This is a genomic window from Flavobacterium sp. PL11, assembly GCF_035985025.1.
Taxonomy (GTDB): domain Bacteria; phylum Bacteroidota; class Bacteroidia; order Flavobacteriales; family Flavobacteriaceae; genus Flavobacterium.
The window spans coordinates 144,555-166,910 of sequence record NZ_JAXCIA010000003.1; the positions used below are offsets into that span (position 1 = coordinate 144,555).

The 22,356-nt window shown below is 32.0% G+C and carries 19 protein-coding genes; 11 read left to right on the plus strand and 8 right to left on the minus strand.

What is annotated here, in order from left to right; genetic code table 11:
* Nucleotides 1-13 precede the first annotated feature (13 nt).
* The 3 genes from RCH18_RS03055 (at nucleotide 14) to RCH18_RS03065 (ending at nucleotide 3,624) form a co-directional block, all read left to right on the plus strand.
* Nucleotides 14-1,495, plus strand: coding sequence for an SGNH/GDSL hydrolase family protein (locus tag RCH18_RS03055; protein WP_326935293.1), 1,482 nt, complete (start codon nucleotides 14-16; stop codon nucleotides 1,493-1,495).
* A gap of 256 nt (nucleotides 1,496-1,751) precedes the next feature.
* Nucleotides 1,752-3,263 (plus strand): F0F1 ATP synthase subunit beta, encoded by a 1,512-nt coding sequence (gene atpD, locus RCH18_RS03060; RefSeq protein ID WP_326935294.1) that lies wholly within the window; start codon nucleotides 1,752-1,754, stop codon nucleotides 3,261-3,263.
* A gap of 79 nt (nucleotides 3,264-3,342) precedes the next feature.
* Entirely contained in the window at nucleotides 3,343-3,624 is a 282-nt protein-coding gene (locus RCH18_RS03065; protein WP_326935295.1) for a F0F1 ATP synthase subunit epsilon, read from the plus strand.
* Nucleotides 3,625-3,683: 59 nt separating this feature from the next.
* Here RCH18_RS03065 and RCH18_RS03070 read toward each other — a convergent pair whose 3' ends face one another.
* Nucleotides 3,684-3,902: a helix-turn-helix domain-containing protein gene (locus tag RCH18_RS03070; protein WP_326935296.1), complete on the minus strand. Its 219-nt coding sequence runs from the start codon at nucleotides 3,900-3,902 to the stop codon at nucleotides 3,684-3,686.
* A gap of 3 nt (nucleotides 3,903-3,905) precedes the next feature.
* Nucleotides 3,906-4,418, minus strand: a complete 513-nt coding sequence (locus RCH18_RS03075; RefSeq protein ID WP_326935297.1) for a DUF2975 domain-containing protein — start codon at nucleotides 4,416-4,418, stop codon at nucleotides 3,906-3,908.
* 123 nt (nucleotides 4,419-4,541) lie between these two features.
* Between RCH18_RS03075 and RCH18_RS03080 the strand changes: the two genes are divergently transcribed.
* The 7 genes from RCH18_RS03080 (at nucleotide 4,542) to RCH18_RS03110 (ending at nucleotide 11,157) form a co-directional block, all read left to right on the plus strand.
* The gene (locus tag RCH18_RS03080; protein WP_326935298.1) at nucleotides 4,542-5,681 is read left to right on the plus strand and encodes an aminotransferase class I/II-fold pyridoxal phosphate-dependent enzyme; all 1,140 of its coding nucleotides are present in this window, start codon (nucleotides 4,542-4,544) and stop codon (nucleotides 5,679-5,681) included.
* Nucleotides 5,682-5,692: 11 nt separating this feature from the next.
* Nucleotides 5,693-6,310, plus strand: coding sequence for a dethiobiotin synthase (gene bioD / locus RCH18_RS03085; RefSeq protein WP_326935299.1), 618 nt, complete (start codon nucleotides 5,693-5,695; stop codon nucleotides 6,308-6,310).
* Nucleotides 6,311-6,347: 37 nt separating this feature from the next.
* Nucleotides 6,348-6,935, plus strand: a complete 588-nt coding sequence (locus RCH18_RS03090; RefSeq protein WP_326935300.1) for a Uma2 family endonuclease — start codon at nucleotides 6,348-6,350, stop codon at nucleotides 6,933-6,935.
* A gap of 216 nt (nucleotides 6,936-7,151) precedes the next feature.
* Nucleotides 7,152-7,739 carry a Uma2 family endonuclease gene (locus RCH18_RS03095; RefSeq protein ID WP_326935301.1) on the plus strand — a complete coding sequence of 196 codons (588 nt, stop codon included), beginning with the start codon at nucleotides 7,152-7,154 and terminating at the stop codon, nucleotides 7,737-7,739.
* A 227-nt stretch (nucleotides 7,740-7,966) separates the two neighbouring features.
* Nucleotides 7,967-8,554: a Uma2 family endonuclease gene (locus RCH18_RS03100; RefSeq protein WP_326935302.1), complete on the plus strand. Its 588-nt coding sequence runs from the start codon at nucleotides 7,967-7,969 to the stop codon at nucleotides 8,552-8,554.
* Between the two features lie 59 nt (nucleotides 8,555-8,613).
* Entirely contained in the window at nucleotides 8,614-9,885 is a 1,272-nt protein-coding gene (bioA, locus tag RCH18_RS03105) for an adenosylmethionine--8-amino-7-oxononanoate transaminase (protein ID WP_326935303.1), read from the plus strand.
* Between the two features lie 99 nt (nucleotides 9,886-9,984).
* Nucleotides 9,985-11,157 (plus strand): beta-ketoacyl synthase N-terminal-like domain-containing protein, encoded by a 1,173-nt coding sequence (locus RCH18_RS03110; protein WP_326935304.1) that lies wholly within the window; start codon nucleotides 9,985-9,987, stop codon nucleotides 11,155-11,157.
* A 3-nt stretch (nucleotides 11,158-11,160) separates the two neighbouring features.
* On the opposite strand, the gene RCH18_RS03115 is transcribed toward RCH18_RS03110, so the two are convergent.
* Nucleotides 11,161-11,631: a regulatory protein RecX gene (locus RCH18_RS03115; protein WP_326935305.1), complete on the minus strand. Its 471-nt coding sequence runs from the start codon at nucleotides 11,629-11,631 to the stop codon at nucleotides 11,161-11,163.
* 371 nt (nucleotides 11,632-12,002) lie between these two features.
* On the opposite strand from RCH18_RS03115, the gene RCH18_RS03120 reads away from it, so the two are divergent.
* Nucleotides 12,003-15,863, plus strand: coding sequence for a calcium-binding protein (locus RCH18_RS03120; protein ID WP_326935306.1), 3,861 nt, complete (start codon nucleotides 12,003-12,005; stop codon nucleotides 15,861-15,863).
* Between the two features lie 137 nt (nucleotides 15,864-16,000).
* Here RCH18_RS03120 and bioB read toward each other — a convergent pair whose 3' ends face one another.
* The 5 genes from bioB to pth form a co-directional block, all read right to left on the minus strand.
* Nucleotides 16,001-17,086 (minus strand): biotin synthase BioB, encoded by a 1,086-nt coding sequence (gene bioB, locus RCH18_RS03125; protein WP_326935307.1) that lies wholly within the window; start codon nucleotides 17,084-17,086, stop codon nucleotides 16,001-16,003.
* 442 nt (nucleotides 17,087-17,528) lie between these two features.
* Nucleotides 17,529-17,984, minus strand: a complete 456-nt coding sequence (locus RCH18_RS03130; RefSeq protein WP_326935308.1) for a hypothetical protein — start codon at nucleotides 17,982-17,984, stop codon at nucleotides 17,529-17,531.
* A gap of 100 nt (nucleotides 17,985-18,084) precedes the next feature.
* Nucleotides 18,085-19,011 (minus strand): bifunctional riboflavin kinase/FAD synthetase, encoded by a 927-nt coding sequence (locus tag RCH18_RS03135; protein WP_326935309.1) that lies wholly within the window; start codon nucleotides 19,009-19,011, stop codon nucleotides 18,085-18,087.
* A gap of 96 nt (nucleotides 19,012-19,107) precedes the next feature.
* Nucleotides 19,108-21,147 carry a T9SS type A sorting domain-containing protein gene (locus RCH18_RS03140; protein ID WP_326935310.1) on the minus strand — a complete coding sequence of 680 codons (2,040 nt, stop codon included), beginning with the start codon at nucleotides 21,145-21,147 and terminating at the stop codon, nucleotides 19,108-19,110.
* A 115-nt stretch (nucleotides 21,148-21,262) separates the two neighbouring features.
* Complete coding sequence (pth, locus tag RCH18_RS03145) at nucleotides 21,263-21,937, minus strand: aminoacyl-tRNA hydrolase (RefSeq protein WP_326935311.1); 675 nt, start codon at nucleotides 21,935-21,937, stop codon at nucleotides 21,263-21,265.
* Between the last annotated feature and the right edge of the window lie 419 nt (nucleotides 21,938-22,356).

A 22,356-nucleotide genomic window follows, 5' to 3' on the forward strand; every position in this document is an offset into this window, starting at 1 on the left:
AATTTAAAAAACAATGATAAAAAATTTCAAATGGTTACTATTTGCTTCATTAGCATTTGTAGCATGTAATAATGATGATGAGGTAATGATTGATTCTACTTCATCTGATGGAAAACCAATAACTTCAGGTTCAGCAATTGTTACTAAGTATATTGCTGTAGGAGATTCTTATGCTGCTGGTTTTAGTGATAATGCATTATTCAAATTAGGGCAGGAAGGATCTTATGCAAATATTATCAGTCAACAATTTGCTTTAGCTGGTGGAGGTGAATTTAAAACGCCTTTAATGGCTGATAATGTTGGTGGACTTTTATTAGGCGGTAATGCAATTTTTGTACCTCGATTATTTTTTAATGGAACTGCACCTGTTGCAGTAACTGGATCATCAACAACAGAGGTTACTAACAAATTGACGGGTACTTTTAATAATCTTGGAGTTCCAGGAGCCAAGAGTTACCACTTATTATCTCCAGGATATGGCAGTGTTGCTGGGATTGGCGCTGGAACAGCAAATCCTTATTTTGTAAGATTCGCTTCTAGCAATACAACCACAGTTATTGCTGATGCTGTAGCACAAGATGCTACTTTCTTTTCCCTGTGGATAGGAGGAAATGATGTTTTAGTATATGCCACTTCAGGTGGTTCAGGTATTAATAGAACTGGAAATATGAATCCTGCTACCTACGCAAATAATGATATAACGGATCCAACTGTTTTTGCAAATACCTATTCAAATATAATAAATGCGTTAACGGCTAAAGGTGCAAAAGGTGTAGTTGCTAATATACCATATATTACAGCTTTACCATTTTTTACTACTGTTCCATATAACCCAGTAGCACTAACTGCTCCAGCTGCTGCGCAGTTAAATAGTGGGTATGCTAGCTATAATGGTGGTCTACAAGCAATGGTTAATGCGGGATTGTTAACGGCGGCTGAGGCTACTAGAAGAACTATAAATTTTCAAGCTGGTGCAAATGCAGTAGTAATTGTGGATAGTTATTTAACGGACAGAAGTTCTTTTGGAATTCCTTCATATAGACATGCAACTGCAGAAGATTTAATGGTATTAACATCACGAACATTCATTGGAACATTAGTTGGTGGAAATCCAGCAGCGGTAAATGGAGTTTCTGTTCCTCTTGCGGATAATTGGGTGTTATCAAAAGAGGAAGTGGCAGAGGTTAAAGTAGCTACCGATGCTTATAATGCAACAATCAAATCTATAGCTGATGCAAAAGGTTTAGCATTTGTAGAACTAAAAGCGGTTACTGATAAATTAGCAACTCCAGCAGGTATAGTTTATAATGGATATACAACTACCTCTACTTTTGTAACTGGTGGAATGTTTTCATTAGATGGAGTTCATCCAAGTCCAAGAGGATATGCTATAATTGCAAATCAATTTCTTGAAGCTATTAATGCTAAATACAATTCAAATTTTAAAAATGTAAATGTTGGAAAATATAGGATACTATATCCAGCTGCTTTGTAATTATTAATTATTAATTTTTATTTAGAACCACCCGTTTCTCAAGCGTGGTGGTTTTTTATTTTGTGAAAGTATCAGTGGTTTAATATTCTCATCGCGTTTTAATAATCAATTATCTTTTTCGTTTTTTTTATGCTAAAAGATGTTGATTTTTTATTTTAAAAAATTATCTTTGCGCTTTGAAAAAAGGACCAAATCGATAGGTTTCGGTTTGTACTCATTCATAAGCCTAATTAGCTATTTAATAAACACATAAGTAATGTCAAAAGTAATAGGAAAAGTTGCCCAAATCATTGGTCCAGTAGTTGACGTAGTTTTCAACGGTATAGATGTTGAACTTCCAAAAATTTATGATTCATTAGAAATCACAAAAAAAGATGGTACTTTATTAGTACTTGAAGTACAATCTCACATTGGTGAAAACACCGTTCGTACCATATCAATGGACTCAACAGATGGTTTGAGTAGAGGATATGAAGTAGTGGGAACAGGAAATCCAATCCAAATGCCAATTGGCGCTGATGTTTACGGACGTTTATTTAACGTTATTGGAGATGCAATTGATGGTTTGCCTGAATTACCAAAAACAGGTGTAAATGGAATGTCCATTCACCGTCAAGCTCCAAGATTTGAAGACTTATCAACTTCGTCAGAAGTTTTATTCACTGGTATTAAAGTTATCGATTTAATTGAGCCTTACTCTAAAGGTGGTAAAATTGGATTATTTGGTGGTGCTGGTGTGGGTAAAACCGTATTGATCCAAGAGTTGATTAACAATATAGCAAAGGGTCACGGTGGTCTTTCAGTATTCGCAGGAGTAGGAGAAAGAACACGTGAAGGGAATGACTTACTTCGTGAGATGCTAGAGTCAGGAATCATAAAATACGGTGATGAATTTATGCACTCTATGGAAAATGGAGGATGGGATTTATCTAAAGTAGATTTACCAGGAATGAGAGAGTCTAAAGCTACTTTCGTTTTCGGTCAAATGAATGAGCCACCAGGAGCTCGTGCTCGTGTTGCACTTTCTGGGTTGTCTATTGCGGAGTATTTCCGTGATGGAGCTGGAACTGATCAAGGGAAAGATGTATTGTTTTTCGTTGATAATATTTTCCGTTTTACACAAGCAGGTTCTGAGGTTTCGGCACTTTTAGGTCGTATGCCATCTGCAGTAGGTTACCAACCAACATTAGCAACAGAAATGGGTGCGATGCAAGAGCGTATCACATCAACAAATAAAGGATCTATTACATCTGTACAAGCGGTTTACGTTCCTGCAGATGATTTAACGGATCCAGCACCAGCAACAACGTTTGCTCACCTTGATGCAACAACAGTATTATCTCGTAAAATCGCTGAATTAGGTATTTATCCTGCAGTGGATCCATTAGATTCAACGTCAAGAATTCTTACACCACAAATTTTAGGGGATGAGCATTATGATTGCGCACAAAGAGTAAAAGAAATTTTGCAAAAATACAAGCAATTACAAGATATTATCGCCATTCTAGGTATGGAAGAATTATCGGAAGAAGATAAACTAGCTGTTTCAAGAGCGCGTCGTGTACAACGTTTCTTATCTCAACCTTTCCACGTTGCTGAGCAATTTACAGGATTGAAAGGAGTTTTAGTAGATATTAAAGATACTATCAAAGGATTTAATATGATTATTGATGGTGAATTAGATCACTTACCAGAATCAGCTTTTAACCTTAAAGGAACTATCGAAGAAGCGATCGAAGCAGGAGAAAAAATGTTAGCGGAAGCTTAATAATAAGTTATGAGTTATGAGTTATGAGTTTTTCAATAAACTTATAATTCATAATTTATAATTCATAACTCAAAAAATTATGATTTTAGAAATAGTATCACCAGAAGCCAAATTGTTTTCAGCAGAAGTAACTTCGGTTACATTGCCTGGAATTAATGGAAGTTTTCAAATTTTGAATAATCACGCGCCAATAGTTTCAATATTGGAAAAAGGCGATGTGAAAATTACTGCTTCTAGTTTCGCTTTCGCAAAAGAAGTAGCAAGTAAATTTACAAAGGTAAATGATCAAAATTATACATTGTCGATCAATTCAGGTACAATTGAAATGAAAGATAATAAAGTAATCGTTTTAGTTGACTAAATACTTAATGAAATAAAAATTGAAGCCTAGCGGAAACGTTGGGCTTTTTTATTACAAATCTATTTTTTGTTGTCTTCTTTTATGAATTCTAGAATATCACCTGGTTGACATTCTAACACATCACAAATTGCCTCCAATGTAGAAAATCGAACTGCTTTTGCTTTTCCTGTTTTTAGTATTGATAAATTAGCAGTTGTAATTCCTATTTTGTCGGCAAGTTCATTCGAACGCATTTTACGTTTTGCCAACATCACATCTAAATTTAAAATAATTGGCATAAGCTAAATTGTTAATTCACTTTCTTCCTTTATACTTTTAGCAATTTTAAATATTTCACTAATAACCATAAAAAATAAACCTAAGCTCACAGCTATTAATAATGAATCATATCCTCCAAAGTCAAGTGAAATTCTTGTAAAACTTTTCTCGACTGCTTTATAAACAAGAACAGAAATACTGCTAATTAATGCAGAGGCAATTATACAACTTCCAATTTTACTAAAACTATCAATTACAATCGTGGTAAATATTTCTTTTTTTTGAAAAAGAGAAACTACTTTTCTAAGTAAATAAATACTGTATAAAAATAAAAAGCCACTGACTAAATTAGCCACCACAGTAACTTTGGCAATTATAGAATTTGTATTAATTACTTGACCTTTTATTTCTATTGGAATATTAAAATTACTTGTAAAAAGATACATAGCTACAAAAACGACAATCGCTATTGAACTCAAAACAGAAAAGAACCAAAATAAATCTAAAATGGCCTTTAAAAAGTTTAATTTCTTCATAAGAAATAATTTTATTTAAACATCAAATATATAAAAATTATTGATAAACAATAAATTTTTATCAAATAACAATTAAAATATATAGTGTTGGATTTAAAATTGTTTTTCTACATTTGTATTGCAATGAAACAATTTCCACAAAGTTTAGTAGATAAATTAAGCGAACGCTCGCAAAATAATTCCTTGCGGAAACTTTTACAAACAGGTACTAAAATAGACTTTTCATCTAATGATTATTTAGGATTTGCAAAGTCAGAGGAACTTTATGACTCGGTTCATCAATTTTTATCTAAGAATAATGGTAAAACAAACGGTGCAACTGGTTCGCGTTTACTCTCAGGTAACCATCCTTTATATGAAATCACAGAGGACTATATTGCTCAATTTCATCATTCAGAAGCAGCTTTAATTTTTAATTCTGGCTATGATGCCAATATTGGATTTTTTAGTTCTGTACCGCAGCGGAACGATGTTATTTTATATGATGAATTGTGTCACGCTTCTATCCGCGACGGAATCAAGATGTCAAACGCAAAAGCATTTAAGTTTATACATAATGATTTTGAAGATTTAGAGAAATTAATTTTACGAAATGGTAATTCCTTAATTTACATAGTGACTGAATCAGTTTTTTCTATGGATGGTGATTGTCCAAATCTGGAAGAATTAGTGTCGCTTTCAGATAAATACCATTGTTACTTAGTTGTTGATGAAGCACATGCTTTAGGGGTTTTTGGATCTAAAGGAGAAGGATTAGTTCAAATGTTGGGTTTGCAAGATTACGTTTTTGCTCGTATTATGACTTTTGGTAAAGGATTAGGTTGTCACGGCGCCGCAATTTTGGGTTCGGTACAATTGAAAGAGTATTTAATAAATTTTGCTCGAAGTTTTATTTATACCACTGGACTTTCACCACATTCTGTTGCTACGATTTTAATTGCTTATCAATATTTGGATAAAGATTTAAAAAGTATTGATGCATTAAAACATAATATCATTCATTTCAATCAGCAGCTTAATTTAATAGGATTAAAGCAACTGTTCGTGCGCAGTAAATCAGCAATACAAAGTGCAATTATTCCTGGAAATCAGAAAGTAAAAGCAATTGCGAATGAATTACAGAAAAACGGATTTGATGTAAAAGCTATATTGTCACCAACAGTTTCAGAAGGACAGGAACGTTTACGTTTTTGTTTGCATAGTTATAATTCGGAAGAAGAGATCAATCGAATTTTACTTTTGTTGAGTACATTTGTGTTTTAAAACAGAAATCAATGAAACTATTTATAACGGGAATTGGAACTGATGTTGGTAAAACCATTGCATCAGCTATTGTAACAGAAGCTTTAGAAGCTGATTATTGGAAACCCATTCAAGCAGGCGATTTAGATAACTCAGACACACATAAAGTAAAGCGATATGTGTCGAACAGTAAATCAACTTTTTTCGAGAATAGTTATGCGTTGAACACGCCTGCAAGTCCACATTTTGCGGCAGCAGTCGACAACATTTCTATTGATCTCAAAAAGATTACCGAACCAGTGACACAAAATCATCTGGTTGTTGAAGGCGCTGGAGGTGTTTTTGTTCCGCTTAATGATCAGGATTGTGTCATTGATTTGATTCAGCCCGATTATAAAGTAGTCGTGGTTTCGCGTCATTATTTGGGAAGCATCAACCACACTTTATTAACTATTGAAGCGTTACAAAACAGAAATATAAAAATTGCCGGAATTATTTTTAATGGTAATGAAAACAAAGCTACGGAGTCTATTATTCTTTCTAAAACGGGAATCAACTTTATTGGTCGTATTGAAGATGAACCTTATTTTGACAAGAATGTGATCTCGGAATATGCTGAATTGTTTCAAGAAAATTTATCGAAGTTATAACAATGGTTATTTTCGTTAAATTTGTAAAAAAGCAATTATGATTACTGATATCAGTCAATTAGATCTAGCCAAAAAATATTCTTACGCTGATTATTTAACTTGGATGTTTCAAGAACGATTGGAACTCTTTAGCGGTAAAATTTTCAAGATGAGTCCAGCTCCGAGTATGTATCATCAAAAAGTTTCACGAGACTTGACAGGTTTGTTGTGGAACAACTTTAAAAACCATTCATGTAATCTTTTTGTGGCTCCGTTTGATGTTCGTTTTTTAAGTACTAAAAATTCAAAAAGTGATACTGATATTTATACTGTCCTTCAACCTGACTTATGTGTGATTTGTGATGAAAATAAACTAGATGCACGAGGTGCTATTGGTGCTCCTGAATTAATGATTGAAATACTTTCACCTGGAAATTCTAAAAAAGAAATGCGCTATAAATACGATTTGTATCAGGAAGCTGGCGTTTTAGAATATTGGATCGTGAATCCAGAAAATAAAACGATATTCATTTATGTTTTAAAAGAGGGTGTTTTTGTGGGTCAACATCCATTAATTGAAGATGATAAGATAGATAGTCCATTATTTCCTCAACTCGATTTTAAACTAGAAGAGATTTTTAACTAATTAGTACCTTATAATTTTCAAAAGAAATTATACAGTTTTATAGAGGCAATTGATTTTAAAAGCGTTGAAATTTCTGAAAGCTAGATTGTATATTCATATCATTTTAATTTAGCATTTCATAAAATATATATCAATCTTTACCTACTGCACTGTTTCAAGAAAATATTTTTAAGTTATAACATAGCCTATTGTTGTTAATTTTATAAAAAAGCAGTTATGATTACCAGTATAAGTCAATTAGATCTAGCCAAAAAATATTCTTACGCTGATTATTTAACCTGGATGTTTCAAGAAAGATTGGAACTCTTTAAAGGTAAAATTTTCAAGATGAGTCCAGCTCCGAGTATGTATCACCAAAAAGTTGCAGGCAACATACATGGAATTTTATGGAATAAATTCAAAAATGAAACTTGTAATATTTTTGTAGCACCTTTCGATGTTCGCCTGTTAAATATAAAAAATCAAAAATGCGATACTGATATTTACACGGTTGTTCAACCAGACTTATGTGTGATTTGCGATGAAAGTAAATTAGATGCACGAGGTGCAATAGGCGCTCCTGAGCTAATGATTGAAATACTTTCACCTGGAAATTCTAAAAAAGAAATGCGTTATAAATATGATTTGTATCAGGAAGCTGGCGTTTTAGAATATTGGATCGTGAATCCAGAAAATAAAACGATATTCATTTATGTTTTAAAAGAAGGTGTTTTTGTGGGTCAACATCCATTAATTGAAGATGATAAAATAGAGAGTCCATTATTTCCTCAACTCGATTTTAGATTAGAAGAGATTTTTAACTAATTAGTACCTTATAATTTTCAAAAGAAATTATACAGTTTTATAGAGGCAATTGATTTTAAAAGCGTTGAAATTTCTGAAAGCTAGATTGTATATTCAAATTATTTTAATTTAGCATTTCAAAAAATATATTCAGATAAAGATTACTCTCCAATAAGCTGCACTGTTTCAAGAAAATATTTTTAAGTTATAACATAGCCTATTGTTGTTAATTTTATAAAAAAGCAATTATGATTACCAATATTAGTCAATTAGATTTAGCTAAAAAATATTCCTACGCGGATTATTTGACTTGGATGTTTCAAGAACGATTGGAGCTTTTTAAAGGTAAAATATTCAAAATGAGTCCAGCGCCTAGCACTTACCATCAAAAAGTTTCACGAGACTTGACGATTATTTTAGGTAACAAATTCAAAAATAATTCTTGTAATCTTTTTGTAGCACCTTTTGATGTTCGTTTGTTAAGTACTAAAAATTCAAAAAGTGATACTGATATTTACACGGTTGTTCAACCTGACTTGTGCGTGATTTGTGATGAAAATAAACTAGATGCACGAGGTGCAATAGGCGCTCCTGAACTGATGATTGAAATACTTTCACCTGGAAATTTTAAAAAAGAAATGCGCTATAAATATGATTTGTATCAGGAAGCTGGCGTTTTAGAATATTGGATCGTGAATCCAGAAAATAAAACGATTTTTATTTATGTTTTAAAAGAGGGTATTTTTGTGGGTCAACATCCGTTAATTGAAGATGATAAAATTGAAAGTCCATTATTCCCACAACTCGATTTTAAACTAGAAGAGATTTTCAATTAAATTTTCTGTCCTCATAATTCCCACTTCGTAGCTCAAACTTCTTTTCCTATCTTTGCTTAATGAACTTAACTGAAAGAGACCGTCAATACCTTTGGCATCCATATACCCAACACAAAACTGCGGCTTTACCCATTGCTATAAAAAGAGGAAAAGGCGCTTTGCTTTGGGACGAAAACGATAAAGAATATATTGATGCAATTGCTTCTTGGTGGGTAAATCCTTTCGGACATTCTAATGTATTTATTGCCGATGCGATCTACAAACAATTGACGACTTTAGAACATGTATTGTTTGGTGGATTCACACATGAACCTGCAATAGTTTTAGCTGAAAAGCTGATGGAAATTCTGCCAAAAAATCAACAAAAAATATTCTTTTCAGATAATGGTTCTACCGCTGTCGAAGTAGCAATCAAAGTTGGTTTACAATATTTTTTTAATAAAGGGGAGAAGAGAACCACCATAATTGCTTTTGAAAACGCGTTTCACGGAGATACATTTGCCGCAATGGCCGCAAGTGGAATTTCGTTTTATACTCAGGCTTTTGAAGGAATGTTTATTGATGTTGTTAGAATTCCAGTTCCTGTAAAAGGTCATGAGCAACAAAGTTACAATGCATTGCAAGCTGTTATAGAAAACAATAATTGTGCAGCATTTATATATGAACCTTTAGTGCAGGGAGCCGCCGGAATGGTGATGTACGATCCAGAAACGCTGGATGTTTTAATTCGAATATGTAAAGAAAACAATATTCTTACGATTGCTGATGAAGTGATGACAGGCTTTGGCAAAACAGGAAAAACTTTTGCAACTGATTATTTGGTTGAAAAACCTGATATGATGTGCTTATCAAAAGCGTTAACTGGTGGAACAATTCCTATGGCAATTACAACTTTTACACAGGATTTATTTGAGGCTTTTTATGATGATGATATTAATAAGGCACTGTTTCACGGGCACACTTTCACTGCTAACCCAACAGGTTGCGCAGCTGCTTTAGCGAGTTTAGAATTACTGCAAACCAATGAAATGCAAGATAATCTTGTACGCGTAAATCAGAAACATTTAGATTTCCAAAAAAGGATTGAAAACCATCCACGAGTTACGACAACAAGAGTTTTGGGAGTTATTTTTGCATTAGAAATAAAAACCGAGAATAACGAGAGTTATTACGGTACTTTGCGCAACAAGCTCTATAATTTTTTTATTGCCAATGGTATAATTCTACGTCCCGTAGGTAATATTGTTTATATATTACCCCCTTACATTATCACTAATGAACAATTACAGAAAATATATGATGTAGTTGAAGATGCTTTAGAAAAAGTTTAAATTTGTAAAAAATTAAAATCTACTAATTGCATTCTTTTTTATTAATTTTAAAAAGTAGGATGCCATATTCAGCCATATTTATCTTTAAAAAACAATTTCTTGTCAAAAATTATTTCTATCACTTCCATCGCTTCAATCTCTCCTTTAGGGAGTTGTCCAGAAATTATTTGGGAAAATTATCTCAACGGGAAGCACTACTTTTCAAAACATTTGCTTGACAATCAAGACACTTTTATTGCTAAATTAGATGATGATTCAAGAGAGATCATAACTGCTTTACGTGAATCAGATAATAAATATAAGGCGCTTGACAATTCTGTCTTGTATGCAATAGCCGCTTCTCGCAAAGCTATTCAATATGCAGGCTGGAAAACTGATGACATATTTGGAATAAATATAGGTTCCTCCCGCGGAGCAACTGATCTCTTTGAAAAACACCATCAAGAATATTTAGAAACTGGAAAAGCGCAGACCCTAGCCTCGCCTACAACTACTTTAGGTAATATTTCCTCTTGGGTTGCCCACGATTTACAAAGCACAGGTCCCGAGATATCACATTCTATAACTTGTTCTACAGCTTTACATGCTGTCTTAAACGGAGTAGCTTGGTTAAAGGCCGGAATGGCTGAGAAATTTTTAGTTGGTGGGAGTGAAGCGCCATTAACTGATTTTACGATTGCTCAAATGCGTGCATTAAAAATATATGCTAATGCTGGTGATAATATAAATGAAATAGTGCACTGGCCAAATTTAGCTCTTGATTTAAAAAAGAAACAGTCAACAATGATATTGGGCGAAGGCGCAGGAGTATGTTGTTTAGAAATAGGAAAGTCTGAAAATGCAGTAGCATATATAGAGGGTATAGGATACGCAACTGAAATTTTAGAACATAATATTTCGATTTCAGCAGAGGCGACCTGCTTCCAAAAATCGATGAAAATGGCATTGAAGAACACTGATTTATACGATGTTGATGTAATAGTAATGCACGCCCCAGGAACGGTAAAGGGCGATTTATCAGAATATAAAGCTATCCAAAAAGTTTTTGGTGAAAGCCTCCCTTTATTGACTACTAATAAATGGAAAATCGGACATACTTTTGGCGCCTCTGGAATATTAAGTATGGAACTTGCTATTATGATGATGCAAAATAACACTTTTATTAGCGTTCCTTTTGCAAAAGCGCAACTTAAGACTAAACCTATCAAAAAAGTTTTAATTAATGCTGTAGGTTTTGGAGGAAATGCGGTAAGTATTTTATTGACTATCTAAAATTTATGCTGCCTCTAATTCCTTTACTTTCTCATAAACCAAATTACTTTCAAAACCTTTTCTTAACAAGTAATCGCAAAATTTCTTTCTCTTTTTTAACGCATTAGACTCTTTAATAGATTCCCAATTTTTCTCAGCCACTGCATGAAATGTAGCTAAATATTCTTCAACAGAAATTTCTTTTAAAGCAGTGGTAATTAAACGTTGGTTTATTTTTTTAAACTTTAGTTCATTAACAATTCTAATTTTACCCCATTTTTTTATACGATGTTTTCCTCTGGCAAAACTGCAAGCAAAACGCTCTTCATCAAGGAATTTATCTGCGATCAAATGAACGATAATGGTGTCAATCTCATCAGAATCCATCTTGAAACTTCTCAATTTTTGAATAACCTCCTCATGACAGCGTTCTTGATAGGCACAAAAATGCTCTATCTTAGGTATAGCTTCTTTTATAGTGTAGAAATCTTTCATTTTTGGGTGATAAAATGTCGTGGTATTAGATTTTATTAAACGTGCGTTACAAAGTTACTACTACAAATCTAAACTATTTAAGTCTAGTAGAAAACACATAAATAGATTTACAAATCTATAGCATTTCAATAAAAGAAAGGTAAATATCCAAAAACACATCACTGATATCTCAAAGAGAATACAGTCTCTTAGAAGATCAGTTTAGCAATAATCTTAGGTGTTATTTCAGCAAACATTTTAATTAATGATATATTTATCTGATGTAATCAACACTAAACGTGTATGTTGTGAGATTTAAATTTAATGTCTAACTTTATCAGCATTACTTTTAAGCAATTCCATTTTTTAAAATTTTAAATCTAAAAGAAATTTTGAAAACAAAACTATGTTACTTAGTAATAGCAATCAGTATTTTATTTATTAATACTGTATATCCACAACAAGGTAAAGTTGATACTACTTTCAACACCTATGATGATGGTTCACTAGGTGACGGATTTAATGGTGCTGTAAGAACAGTTGCATTACAATCAGATGGAAATTTAATTGTAGGTGGTGATTTTTTAAGTTGTAATGGTAATTCTACTGCTAAACTTACGCGCCTGCTTCCAGATGGTTCTATAGATGTTTCATTCAATACTGGAATTGGTTTTGATGGTAATGTTTATGCTACGACAATACAAGCCGATGGTAAAATTATTGTTGGAGGTGCGTTTAAATTTTATAATGGTATAGCGGCTAATAGATTAATTCGATTAAATAGTGACGGTTCCCGTGATTTAACCTTTAACACCTCTATTGGGTCAACTAATGGAACTATTTATACCGTTGCTATCCAAACCAATGGTAGAATTATTATTGGAGGTAGTTTTACAAATTATTATGGCGCTACTGTAAATAAAATTGCTCGTATTTTACCTAATGGACTTCCTGATAATTCTTTTATAAGTAGTGGAGCTGGGAATGGATTTATAAATACCTTGCAAATTCAGCCTGATGGAAAAATACTTGTAGCAGGTACTTTTAATTTATTCACTGGTATTGCAATCAATAAAATGATCCGGTTGAATGTAGATGGTAGTTGGGACAATACATTTAACATTGGAAATGGTTTTGATGATGATATACGAGCGCTTGCTATTCAAGCTGATGGTAAGATTGTAATAGGTGGCGACTTTACAAAATATAATGAAAGTACAGCCAATAGAATAGTACGATTAAATTCGGATGGTACCCATGATACTACTTTTAATTCAGGAACTGGCTTTAGTGCTGGGTATGTTTCAGTTGTTAAAATTACGGCTATAGGGGAAATGATGATTGGCGGATCTTTTACTGGAAATTATAATGGAATCGATGTTAACCGATTAATTTTATTAGATGCTAATGGTGTTGTAGTCCCACCATTTGATATTGGAGATGGTCCTGGCTCTGCTACAGTGCTTACTTTAGAAATGGAGTCTACTAATTCCTGGTTTGTGGGAGGTTCTTTTTCTGTTTTTGATTCTCAAAATCAAGGTCGACTCGCTAAGATAGGTTCAGATGGAAGTTTAGAAATTGGTTTTTTAACATCTGGCGTTGGTTTTAATAATTCAGTAGCTAAAGTGATTTCGTTATCTGACAATAAAACGTTAGTTTTTGGAAATTTCACTAAGTTTAATGGGGTTAAAACATCAAGAATTACACGATTATTAGATGATGGAGTAGTAGATTCATCATTTAATCCTTCAGCTAATGGCGCTGATAATTTTATTAGGAATGCCGTAAAGCAAACTGATGGTAAAATTATTTTAGCTGGTAGTTTTAGAAACTACAATAATGTTGCAGTGAATCGTATTTGTAGAATTCAAGCAAATGGCATTATTGACCCCTCGTTTGTAATAGGTAGCGGATTTAACAATCAAGTTTATGCATTAGCTACACAGTCTGATGGGAAAATAATTGTAGGTGGTAATTTTACTATTTATAATACAATCAATTCCAATAGAATAATTAGATTGCTTACTGACGGCAGTATCGATCCCACTTTCAACGTAGGTATGGGAGCTGATGGAATTATAGAAGTTATCTACATACAACCTGATGGAAAAATTCTTTTGGGTGGACGGTTTACACATTTTAATGAATATCCTTATAATAAACTGGTTCGCTTAAACACAGATGGAAGTGTTGATTCATCATTTTCAATTGGCACTGGTATTGATAAAAATGTATATACAATTGCATTACAATCCAGTGGTAAAATTATTATTGGTGGCTCTTTTTTAAATTATAACGGTTTTTCCGCAAAAAGAATAGTACGATTAAATAGTAACGGAAGTTACGATTCCTCTTTTATTACGGGAGCCGGTTTTAGTAAAGGTGAAATTAGAACTATTTTAGTACAGCTAGATGATCACTTGCTAATAGGAGGTACATTTTCTGGAACTTATAATGCAATAGTTGTACAGCGTATGTTGCGTTTACTTCCTAATGGAGTTTATGACGCAACATTTAAAGTTGATTTAAATAACACCTTATTTAGTATCGCTTTTACTGAAGATGCAAAAGTGATTATTGGAGGAAATTTCAATTTGGTTTCTAGTATACCAAAACACCGTATTGCTAGAATAAAATTATGTATCGATAGTTCAACTTGGAATGGTACTAATTGGAGTAATGGAGCTCCATCACTTGGAAAAGCATTAACTTTCAATGGAAATTATAATTTTGACATATCTGCTAAATCTTGTTCTTGTTTTATTTCCAGTGGCAATACAGTTGCTATAAAAACAGGTAATACGTTAAGTTTAACCTCTGAATATTCAGGGTTGGGAAGACTTATTGTAGAAAATAATGCTTCACTATTTCAATCTGATGACGCTACTATCAATTCTGGAATTATCAATGTACACAGAAAAACTACTCCCATTGTGAAATATGATTATACGTATTGGTCATCGCCAGTTTTAAATCAAAAATTAATAGATGTTTCACCAAACACACTTGTAGATAAATATTATTCATATAATCCAAGCGCTAATTCATGGTTTTTAGAATCGCCTATAAATAATATGATAATAGGCCAAGGCTATATTATTCGTGGTCCGCAAAATTTTTCAGAGAATATTCCTGAACAATTTGAAGCAGTTTTTAAAGGTATTCCTAATAATGGAAATATAGCAATTCCTGTCAATGATAGTAATACTTCGCACCTCTTAGGTAATCCTTACCCATCTGCGATAAGTGCTGATCGATTTTTAGCTTTAAATACAGCAGTTTTAGAGGGAACATTATATTTCTGGACTCACAACACACCATTAACAAACAATCAATATGCGGCTAATGATTATGCCGTTTATAATATAATGGGCGGTGTAGGGACGAGTCAGGCACTAAATTCTGGAGTAAATAATAATAAACCAAATGGGACAATAGCTTCTGGACAATCTTTTTTTACTACAAGTAAAAACAGTGGAAATGTGATTTACAATAATAGTATGCGTTTAATAGATCAAAACGGTAGTTTTTTTAGGTCAGTTGCTACTAAAAAGTGGAAAAGCAATGAAATTGAAAAACATCGAATTTGGTTAAATTTATTTAATAACGAAGGTGCTTTTAAACAAATACTAATTGGTTACACTACAAATGCAACTGATGAATTTGATTCTGATTATGATGGTGAAAGTCGCAAAGCAAATAAAAACTTAGATTTTTATAGTATTCTTGCTAATAAAAATTTAGTTATTCAAGGTAGAGCATTACCATTCAATGATAATGATAGCATTGCATTAGGATACAATAGCGCTATCAAAGGTTCTTTTACGATTAGTATTGATGAAATTGATGGTTTATTATTAAACCAATCTTTATTTCTAGAAGATAAAATTAAGAATGTTGTCTTCGATTTGAAAAAGAAGAATTATAATTTTGATACAGAAATAGGGACATTTAATGATCGCTTTGTGCTTCGATATACAAATAAAGCACTAAATATTGATAATTTAGAAATAGCAGAAAACAATTTCTATATTTCTTTAAATAAAGGAGAACTTAATGTGAATTCATCACTAGATTCTATTGATACAATTTATATTTATACCATTGGCGGAAAGCTTATTTACCAAACAATTGAAGTAAATAAAAAGAATTTTTTAGCGCGGATGGCAATAATAGCTGATGAGGTTTTGATCGTTAAAGTACTCTTAAAAAATGGAACAACTATCTCTAAAAAAATTATAGCGAGACAGTAATCATTTGATTTTTATTATTTTTTAATTTAGCCGCTTTCATGGAAAACCATTTATATAAAAAAAATGTTCCTAATATTTAAACTAGGAACATAATTTATTATTATTGCGATACAGATATTGAAATAATATTTTTTTGACTACTTCCCTTTTGTAGAAGCTTCTAAATTTCTTTCAATCTGATGTCCTGGTCTTGACCATTTTGGCTTTTCACCCATTGTAGTAAATTGAGAATCAAATGCTTCAACGGTTGCGGGTTGTGATACTTTAGTAAAAGGTTTTTGCGGATTTAATCCTAGCATTTTAAACATCTTCATGTCTTCATTTACGTCAGGATTAGGAGTGGTTAATAACTTATCTCCCGCAAAAATAGAATTTGCACCAGCAAAAAAGCACATGGCTTGACCCTCGCGACTCATGTTCATTCTACCAGCAGATAATCGAACTTGAGTTTCGGGCATAATGATTCTGGTAGTTGCTACCATACGGATCATTTCCCATATTTCAACTGGTTTTTCTTCCTCCAGTGGAGTTCCTTCAACAGCTACTAAAGCATTTATGGGTACTGATTCTGGCTGAGGATTTAAAGTAGAAAGGGCAACTAGCATTCCAGCTCTATCTTCAATACTTTCTCCCATTCCAATAATTCCGCCACTACAAACAGTCACATTTGTCTTACGTACATTTTCTATGGTTTGTAATCGATCTTCATATCCACGTGTTGAAATTACTTCTTTGTAGTATTCTTCAGAAGTATCTAAGTTGTGATTGTATGCATATAAACCAGCTTCTGCTAAGCGATGCGCTTGATTTTCAGTAATCATACCAAGAGTGCAGCACACTTCCATGTCTAATTTATTAATGGTACGTACCATTTCCAGCACTTGATCAAATTCAGGTCCGTCTTTTACATTTCTCCAAGCCGCTCCCATGCACACACGTGAAGAACCTGTTGATTTTGCTCGTAAAGCTTGTGCTTTTACTTGACTAACAGACATTAAATCATTGCCTTCAATTTCAGTATGATATCTTGCAGCTTGAGGACAATACCCACAATCTTCAGGACAACCACCTGTTTTGATAGAAAGCAAAGTAGAAACTTGAACCACATTAGGATCGTGATGTTCTCTATGAATTGTAGCTGCTTCATATAGCAAGTCCATCATAGGTTTATTGTAAATGGCAATTATTTCCTGTTTAGTCCAATCGTGTTTTGTAATAGTCATTGATATCATTTTATAAAACGTAAATGTAATTAAATAGTTCTAAAAATAATTAAGACTATATGTAAATTGAAGTTTTAATGTTTTATTTTTTTATCCCATAAATCATTTCTCAGGAGATAAGAATTAATTTAACTGATTGTTCAACTAAGTTTTAAGGTAAAATTCGGTATGTAACAAAACAAGAAAATATTTCTTGTCGATACTAATCAAAAAGTAAAATGGAAATAAAAAATTGTTGCTACTTAAAACATTTGCTAACTTATGTTAAGTAGTTTAGTAAACTGTATGTTACGCAGTATTAAATACACCAATAATTGCAAATCACTGCTTACGCCTTTACTTGAATAAATGTTATAAAATAATAAAACAATAATATATTCAGTTCTAATTAAAAAATATTATCCTAACTCTATCTATTTTAAGGTTATAGAAATAAAAAATCCTATTTCTTAGCACCGTGCTTGTCTGATTTATACTTTGTTTCCCAATATAAAATCATTAAAAAAGATACTACCCCTGCTGATACAAATCCCTCTAATAATAATGAAAAGGCATATCTTATTACAGATGGAGTACCGCCAAAAAGAAAATTTCTTGAAAGAGATTCTATATAGGCATCGCCACCATTTATAGTAATATATATAACTAGTCCAATAACACTTAAAAAAATTCCTGAAAATGCAGTAAAGACAGCCGAGGAGGCATTTGAAGGTAAAGATCTATCCCCTTGCTTGTAATTAGAACGTAATGTTCTAAGTGTTCCATAAAATATAAATGCGACATTAAAGAAACGTAAAAGATAATTATCTGCTAAACCTAAGGCTTCAGCCAGTAAGAAGAAAAGTCCTATTCCTAAAAATATTATAAACCCATTTATTAATTCTTTCGGTATATTCATAAAACTATTTTTTGAAATTTAAAATGATTTATTGACTAAAAATCTAGTAAATTCGAATTTACAAAAAATAATGAAATTATCTATTAAATATTGAAAATGTTTATTGATTTAAATAATTTAACGCAATAACTTTATCTTTTTCTAATTGATTTTGTAACATATTAACAGATTCAAATTTTCTTTCAGAGCGAATTCTATGTATTATAAACACACTAATTTTTTTATCATATAAATTTTCATCAAAATTAAAAAAATGAATTTCAATTGATTTTTCATCTACTAATACAGTTGGATTAAATCCAATATTCATCATTCCAAAAACTATTTTTTGATTAATAATACTTTTTACAATATACACTCCATTGAGCGGAATCAATTTGTAATACTCTTCAATTTTTAAATTTGCTGTTGGAAAACCTATCGTTCGCCCTAGCTGTTTTCCTTGAATTACATTTCCCGTTAGAAAATAATTATATCCTAAATACTCATTTGCTAAAGTCATATTTCCTTCAAGGAGTGCGTTACGTATTTTTGTAGAACTAACAGAAATTTCATTTATTTCTTGTGCTGATATTTGCTCTACTTCAAAACCATATTGTTTCCCAAATGCGATTAAATCGTAAATGTTAGCCGTACGATTTCTCCCAAATCGATGGTCATGACCGATAATAATTTTTTGCACATGAAATTGATCAACTAGAATTGTTTTTACAAATTCTTCTGCCGTTAATCTCGAAAACTTTTCGTCAAAGGGATGAATGACTAAATTTTCTAATCTTATTGTTTCTAATAATTGTGTTTTTTCTTCAATAGTATTTAATAATTTAATATCGCAATCTTCTTGCAATACCATTCTAGGATGTGGAAAAAAAGTAAGTACTAGACTTTCATATTCCTCATTATTAGTGTACTGAATGATTCTATCTAAAATTTTTCTATGACCAATGTGGACTCCATCAAAGGTGCCCAATGTTAAAATCGTTTTTTTTGTAGAACTAAAATCTTTAATAGAATGAAAAATTTTCAAAGCAATTGTTTTATAATGGCGCAAATTTAAGATAACCAAATGATATAACTAAAAAACGAACGAAAATATAAATCTTTTTTGATTTGATATTAGCATCTAATTCTTAATAAATCGGAGATTTTTTATTTTAGATTTGTTTTTAGATAATTGAAGAAAATATATCCCTTGCGATAAAGCAGAAACATCAATTGATAAATCTTGCCTTGCATCAATATTTTTATCTCTTAGAATTTGACCTAAACTGTTTATAATAGTGTAATTGTCGGGTGCTTCTAATTCATTCTCTATTACTATATTTATAAAATCAGTAGTTGGATTGGGGTATAGATAGGTAATATTTATATCATTTTCATTTACTGCTAACGTTCCTATTATAAAATTAGTTATGCTTTGATCTTTAAAATTTTCACTAGTTGCGATGATTTCATTGTTGGCTGTAGATAAAGTAAAGGATCCATTGCCATAATCACAACAAAAACCATCGCTTTCACTATCGACAATTTTAAAAGTGTAACAACTATTGTTTACTAAATTAAAAGTTGTTTTTATTGGCGTAGGAGTTGTCGAAGTATCAGTGTAAGGACCTCCTTTATATACAATATCTCCATTACTATTTGTGAGATTCCATGAGGTTTCTGAACCAAATTTATCAAGTTGTAAATCTAATGTTACAGTAGATGAAGTATAACTTTTTGTAATATTAAAATTTACTACATCAATATTGTTTTTTAAATTTTCGTCTGTTACTAAGTTAACTTGTGAAATTGTCGCATTAAATACATGTTTGCCTTCAGTGGTTGACAGAGATCCTAATGTAACTTGCTGACTTTGATTACTTGCAAGATTTCCAGTCCACGTAAAGTTCCTTGAATTTACGGAGTCAATTCCGTAAGCAATGATCACTCTTGTAAGTGCTACACTACCTTTATTAGTTAAAGTGATTGTTGGGGCAAAACTTTTGCTACAAGCGTTTATATTTAGATTGACAATATTTATAGCTGCATCAATATTATAAGTAAGCCCAATTGTAAGCGCATTAGAATTTTTTAAAACAGCTCTTCTTATAGAATTATTCATTACTGTAAGCATTCGAGTTTTTTGATCTGCAGTAAAAATATTCATACAAGCATCATCAGTATAATCCATGTAGTTTTTAAACATATCTAGACCGGGAGATAAGGGGCAAGAATCGATTATTTTAGTGGGACAGCCTTCATTGGCTTTTCCTGCGTTTGGTGTGTCTAAGCAAAAATCATCTACATCACATCCATCTGAATCATTATCAGGATCACCCCATATATGTCGAAGTCCAAGCCAATGTCCTACTTCATGAGTCGTAGTTCTACCTTTATCGTAATCATTACTATACGAACCGGCAGGATAGTAAGTAGAAGATCCAAAAAATTTATACCCTATAACTACACCATCAGTAGATGCAATGCCAGAATTTGACTCGATTCCAGCTAGGCCAGATGCGCTTGGGAACTGCGCATATCCTAAGGTAGTTTGATCACTTAGTTTTACTACCCAAATGTTGAAATAGTTATCAGGATTCCATTGTGTTTTCGGTTTAACAAATTCATCTATATCAGTTGTTGACCAGCTTTCTTGAAGCAAATTGACACGATTTATTCCATTTGATAAAACGCCTGCTGGATCTCTTTTAGCAAGAGCAAATTCTATTTCTACATCAGCTCCTACATTAGTAGTATTAAATCCTGGTGTGTTACTTTTACGTCTAAAATCTTCATTTAAAACGCGTATTTGTGAGAGCACTTGTTCGTCATAAATATTTTCGTCAGTACCAATGATGTCACCATTGTGAATTATATGAACAACAACTGGAATAGTAATTATTGCATTCGTTTTTAAGACTTTGGATGTGCCTTTTTTAATTTTTCTTTCCAAAACTTTTGGAGCGATCCACTTTTCAAAAGCGCTAATAGATAATCTATTTAAATCTTTTGACTTTAAATATTCTTCATATTGAGTGGTGGCACAGCGTATCACGGATCCTGTTTTAATCGTTTCTTTTTTTCCAAAGAGTGTGACTTCCTTTGTCGTATTTACTTGTGCAAAACCGATTGTAAATAAAGAAGACAAAGAAAACAACAAAATAAAAGTAATTTTTTTCATGAAGTCAATGTATAGCATCCAATCAATATGGAATATTTTTTAAACAATGAAGATAGTACATTATTGATATTTCAAACTTTGAAAGAAAACATTTTTTTTACTAGATTCAGAAGTATTATTTTCCGTTAAAGGAAGTCATTGTATTTTCTAGACCTGCTGTTCCAAAAGATTTAATAATCTCAGAAGCTACTTCTAAGCGTTCTGGTAATGCTATTTTTTCGGCATCATCCCAATCGCCAAGAACGTAATCTACTTGTTTTCCTTTTTTGAATTCATCGCTGATTCCAAAACGAAAACGTGCATAATTTTGAGTATTTAAAACCAAATTAATATTTTTTAAGCCGTTGTGGCCGCCGTCACTTCCTTTAGGTCTGATGCGAACACTTCCAAACGACAGATTTAAGTCATCAGTTATTACAAATATATTTTCTAATGGTATATTTTCTTTATCCATCCAATATTGAACTGCTTTACCACTTAAATTCATATAGGTATTGGGTTTAAGCAATAAAAATGTTCTGCCCTTAAATTTATATTCGGTTAATGCGCCAAGTTTTACAGTTTCAAAACTAATACCTTCCTTCTTGGCAAGAAAATCAACGATTTTAAAACCTACATTATGTCTTGTGTTTATATATTCGGCTCCAATGTTACCAAGTCCTACTATTAAAAATTTATTACTCACGCTTTTCATATTATTTTGTTGGTATTCGTGCACCTGCGGTTTCATGTCAGGCGTTAAGTCTTCTGTTTTTATAGGTGAAAATAGTTTTTGCATCCATTTTATCATCTTGCAAAAGTAAACTAATTCACAATTCTGTGGAATAGATATTTAGATATTTTCAAGCGTAGTATTATCTTAGAATTATTACTATTTTCATAGTTAATGGAAAATTGATAGGTAAATATTGTAGAGATTCCTCGTTCCTCGGAATGACAATATAGGGGATGGTTGTAAAATCTTGCGTTTAGTAGGAACTTTATAGTTACCGTAATAAAATATTGTAGAGATTCCTCGTTCCTCGGAATGACAATATAATAGTCATTAAAAATAAAAACGTATAATCTAGCCCCGATTGTAATAAAAATCCTTTTTATGAGCCTTATGGCGAACAAAAAGATTGCAATGGAAAGCGGGAGAAATGTTGTTTTGAAATCGAAAATGTCTGCTGCTATTTAACATAAACAACTATTTATACTTTAGATCGT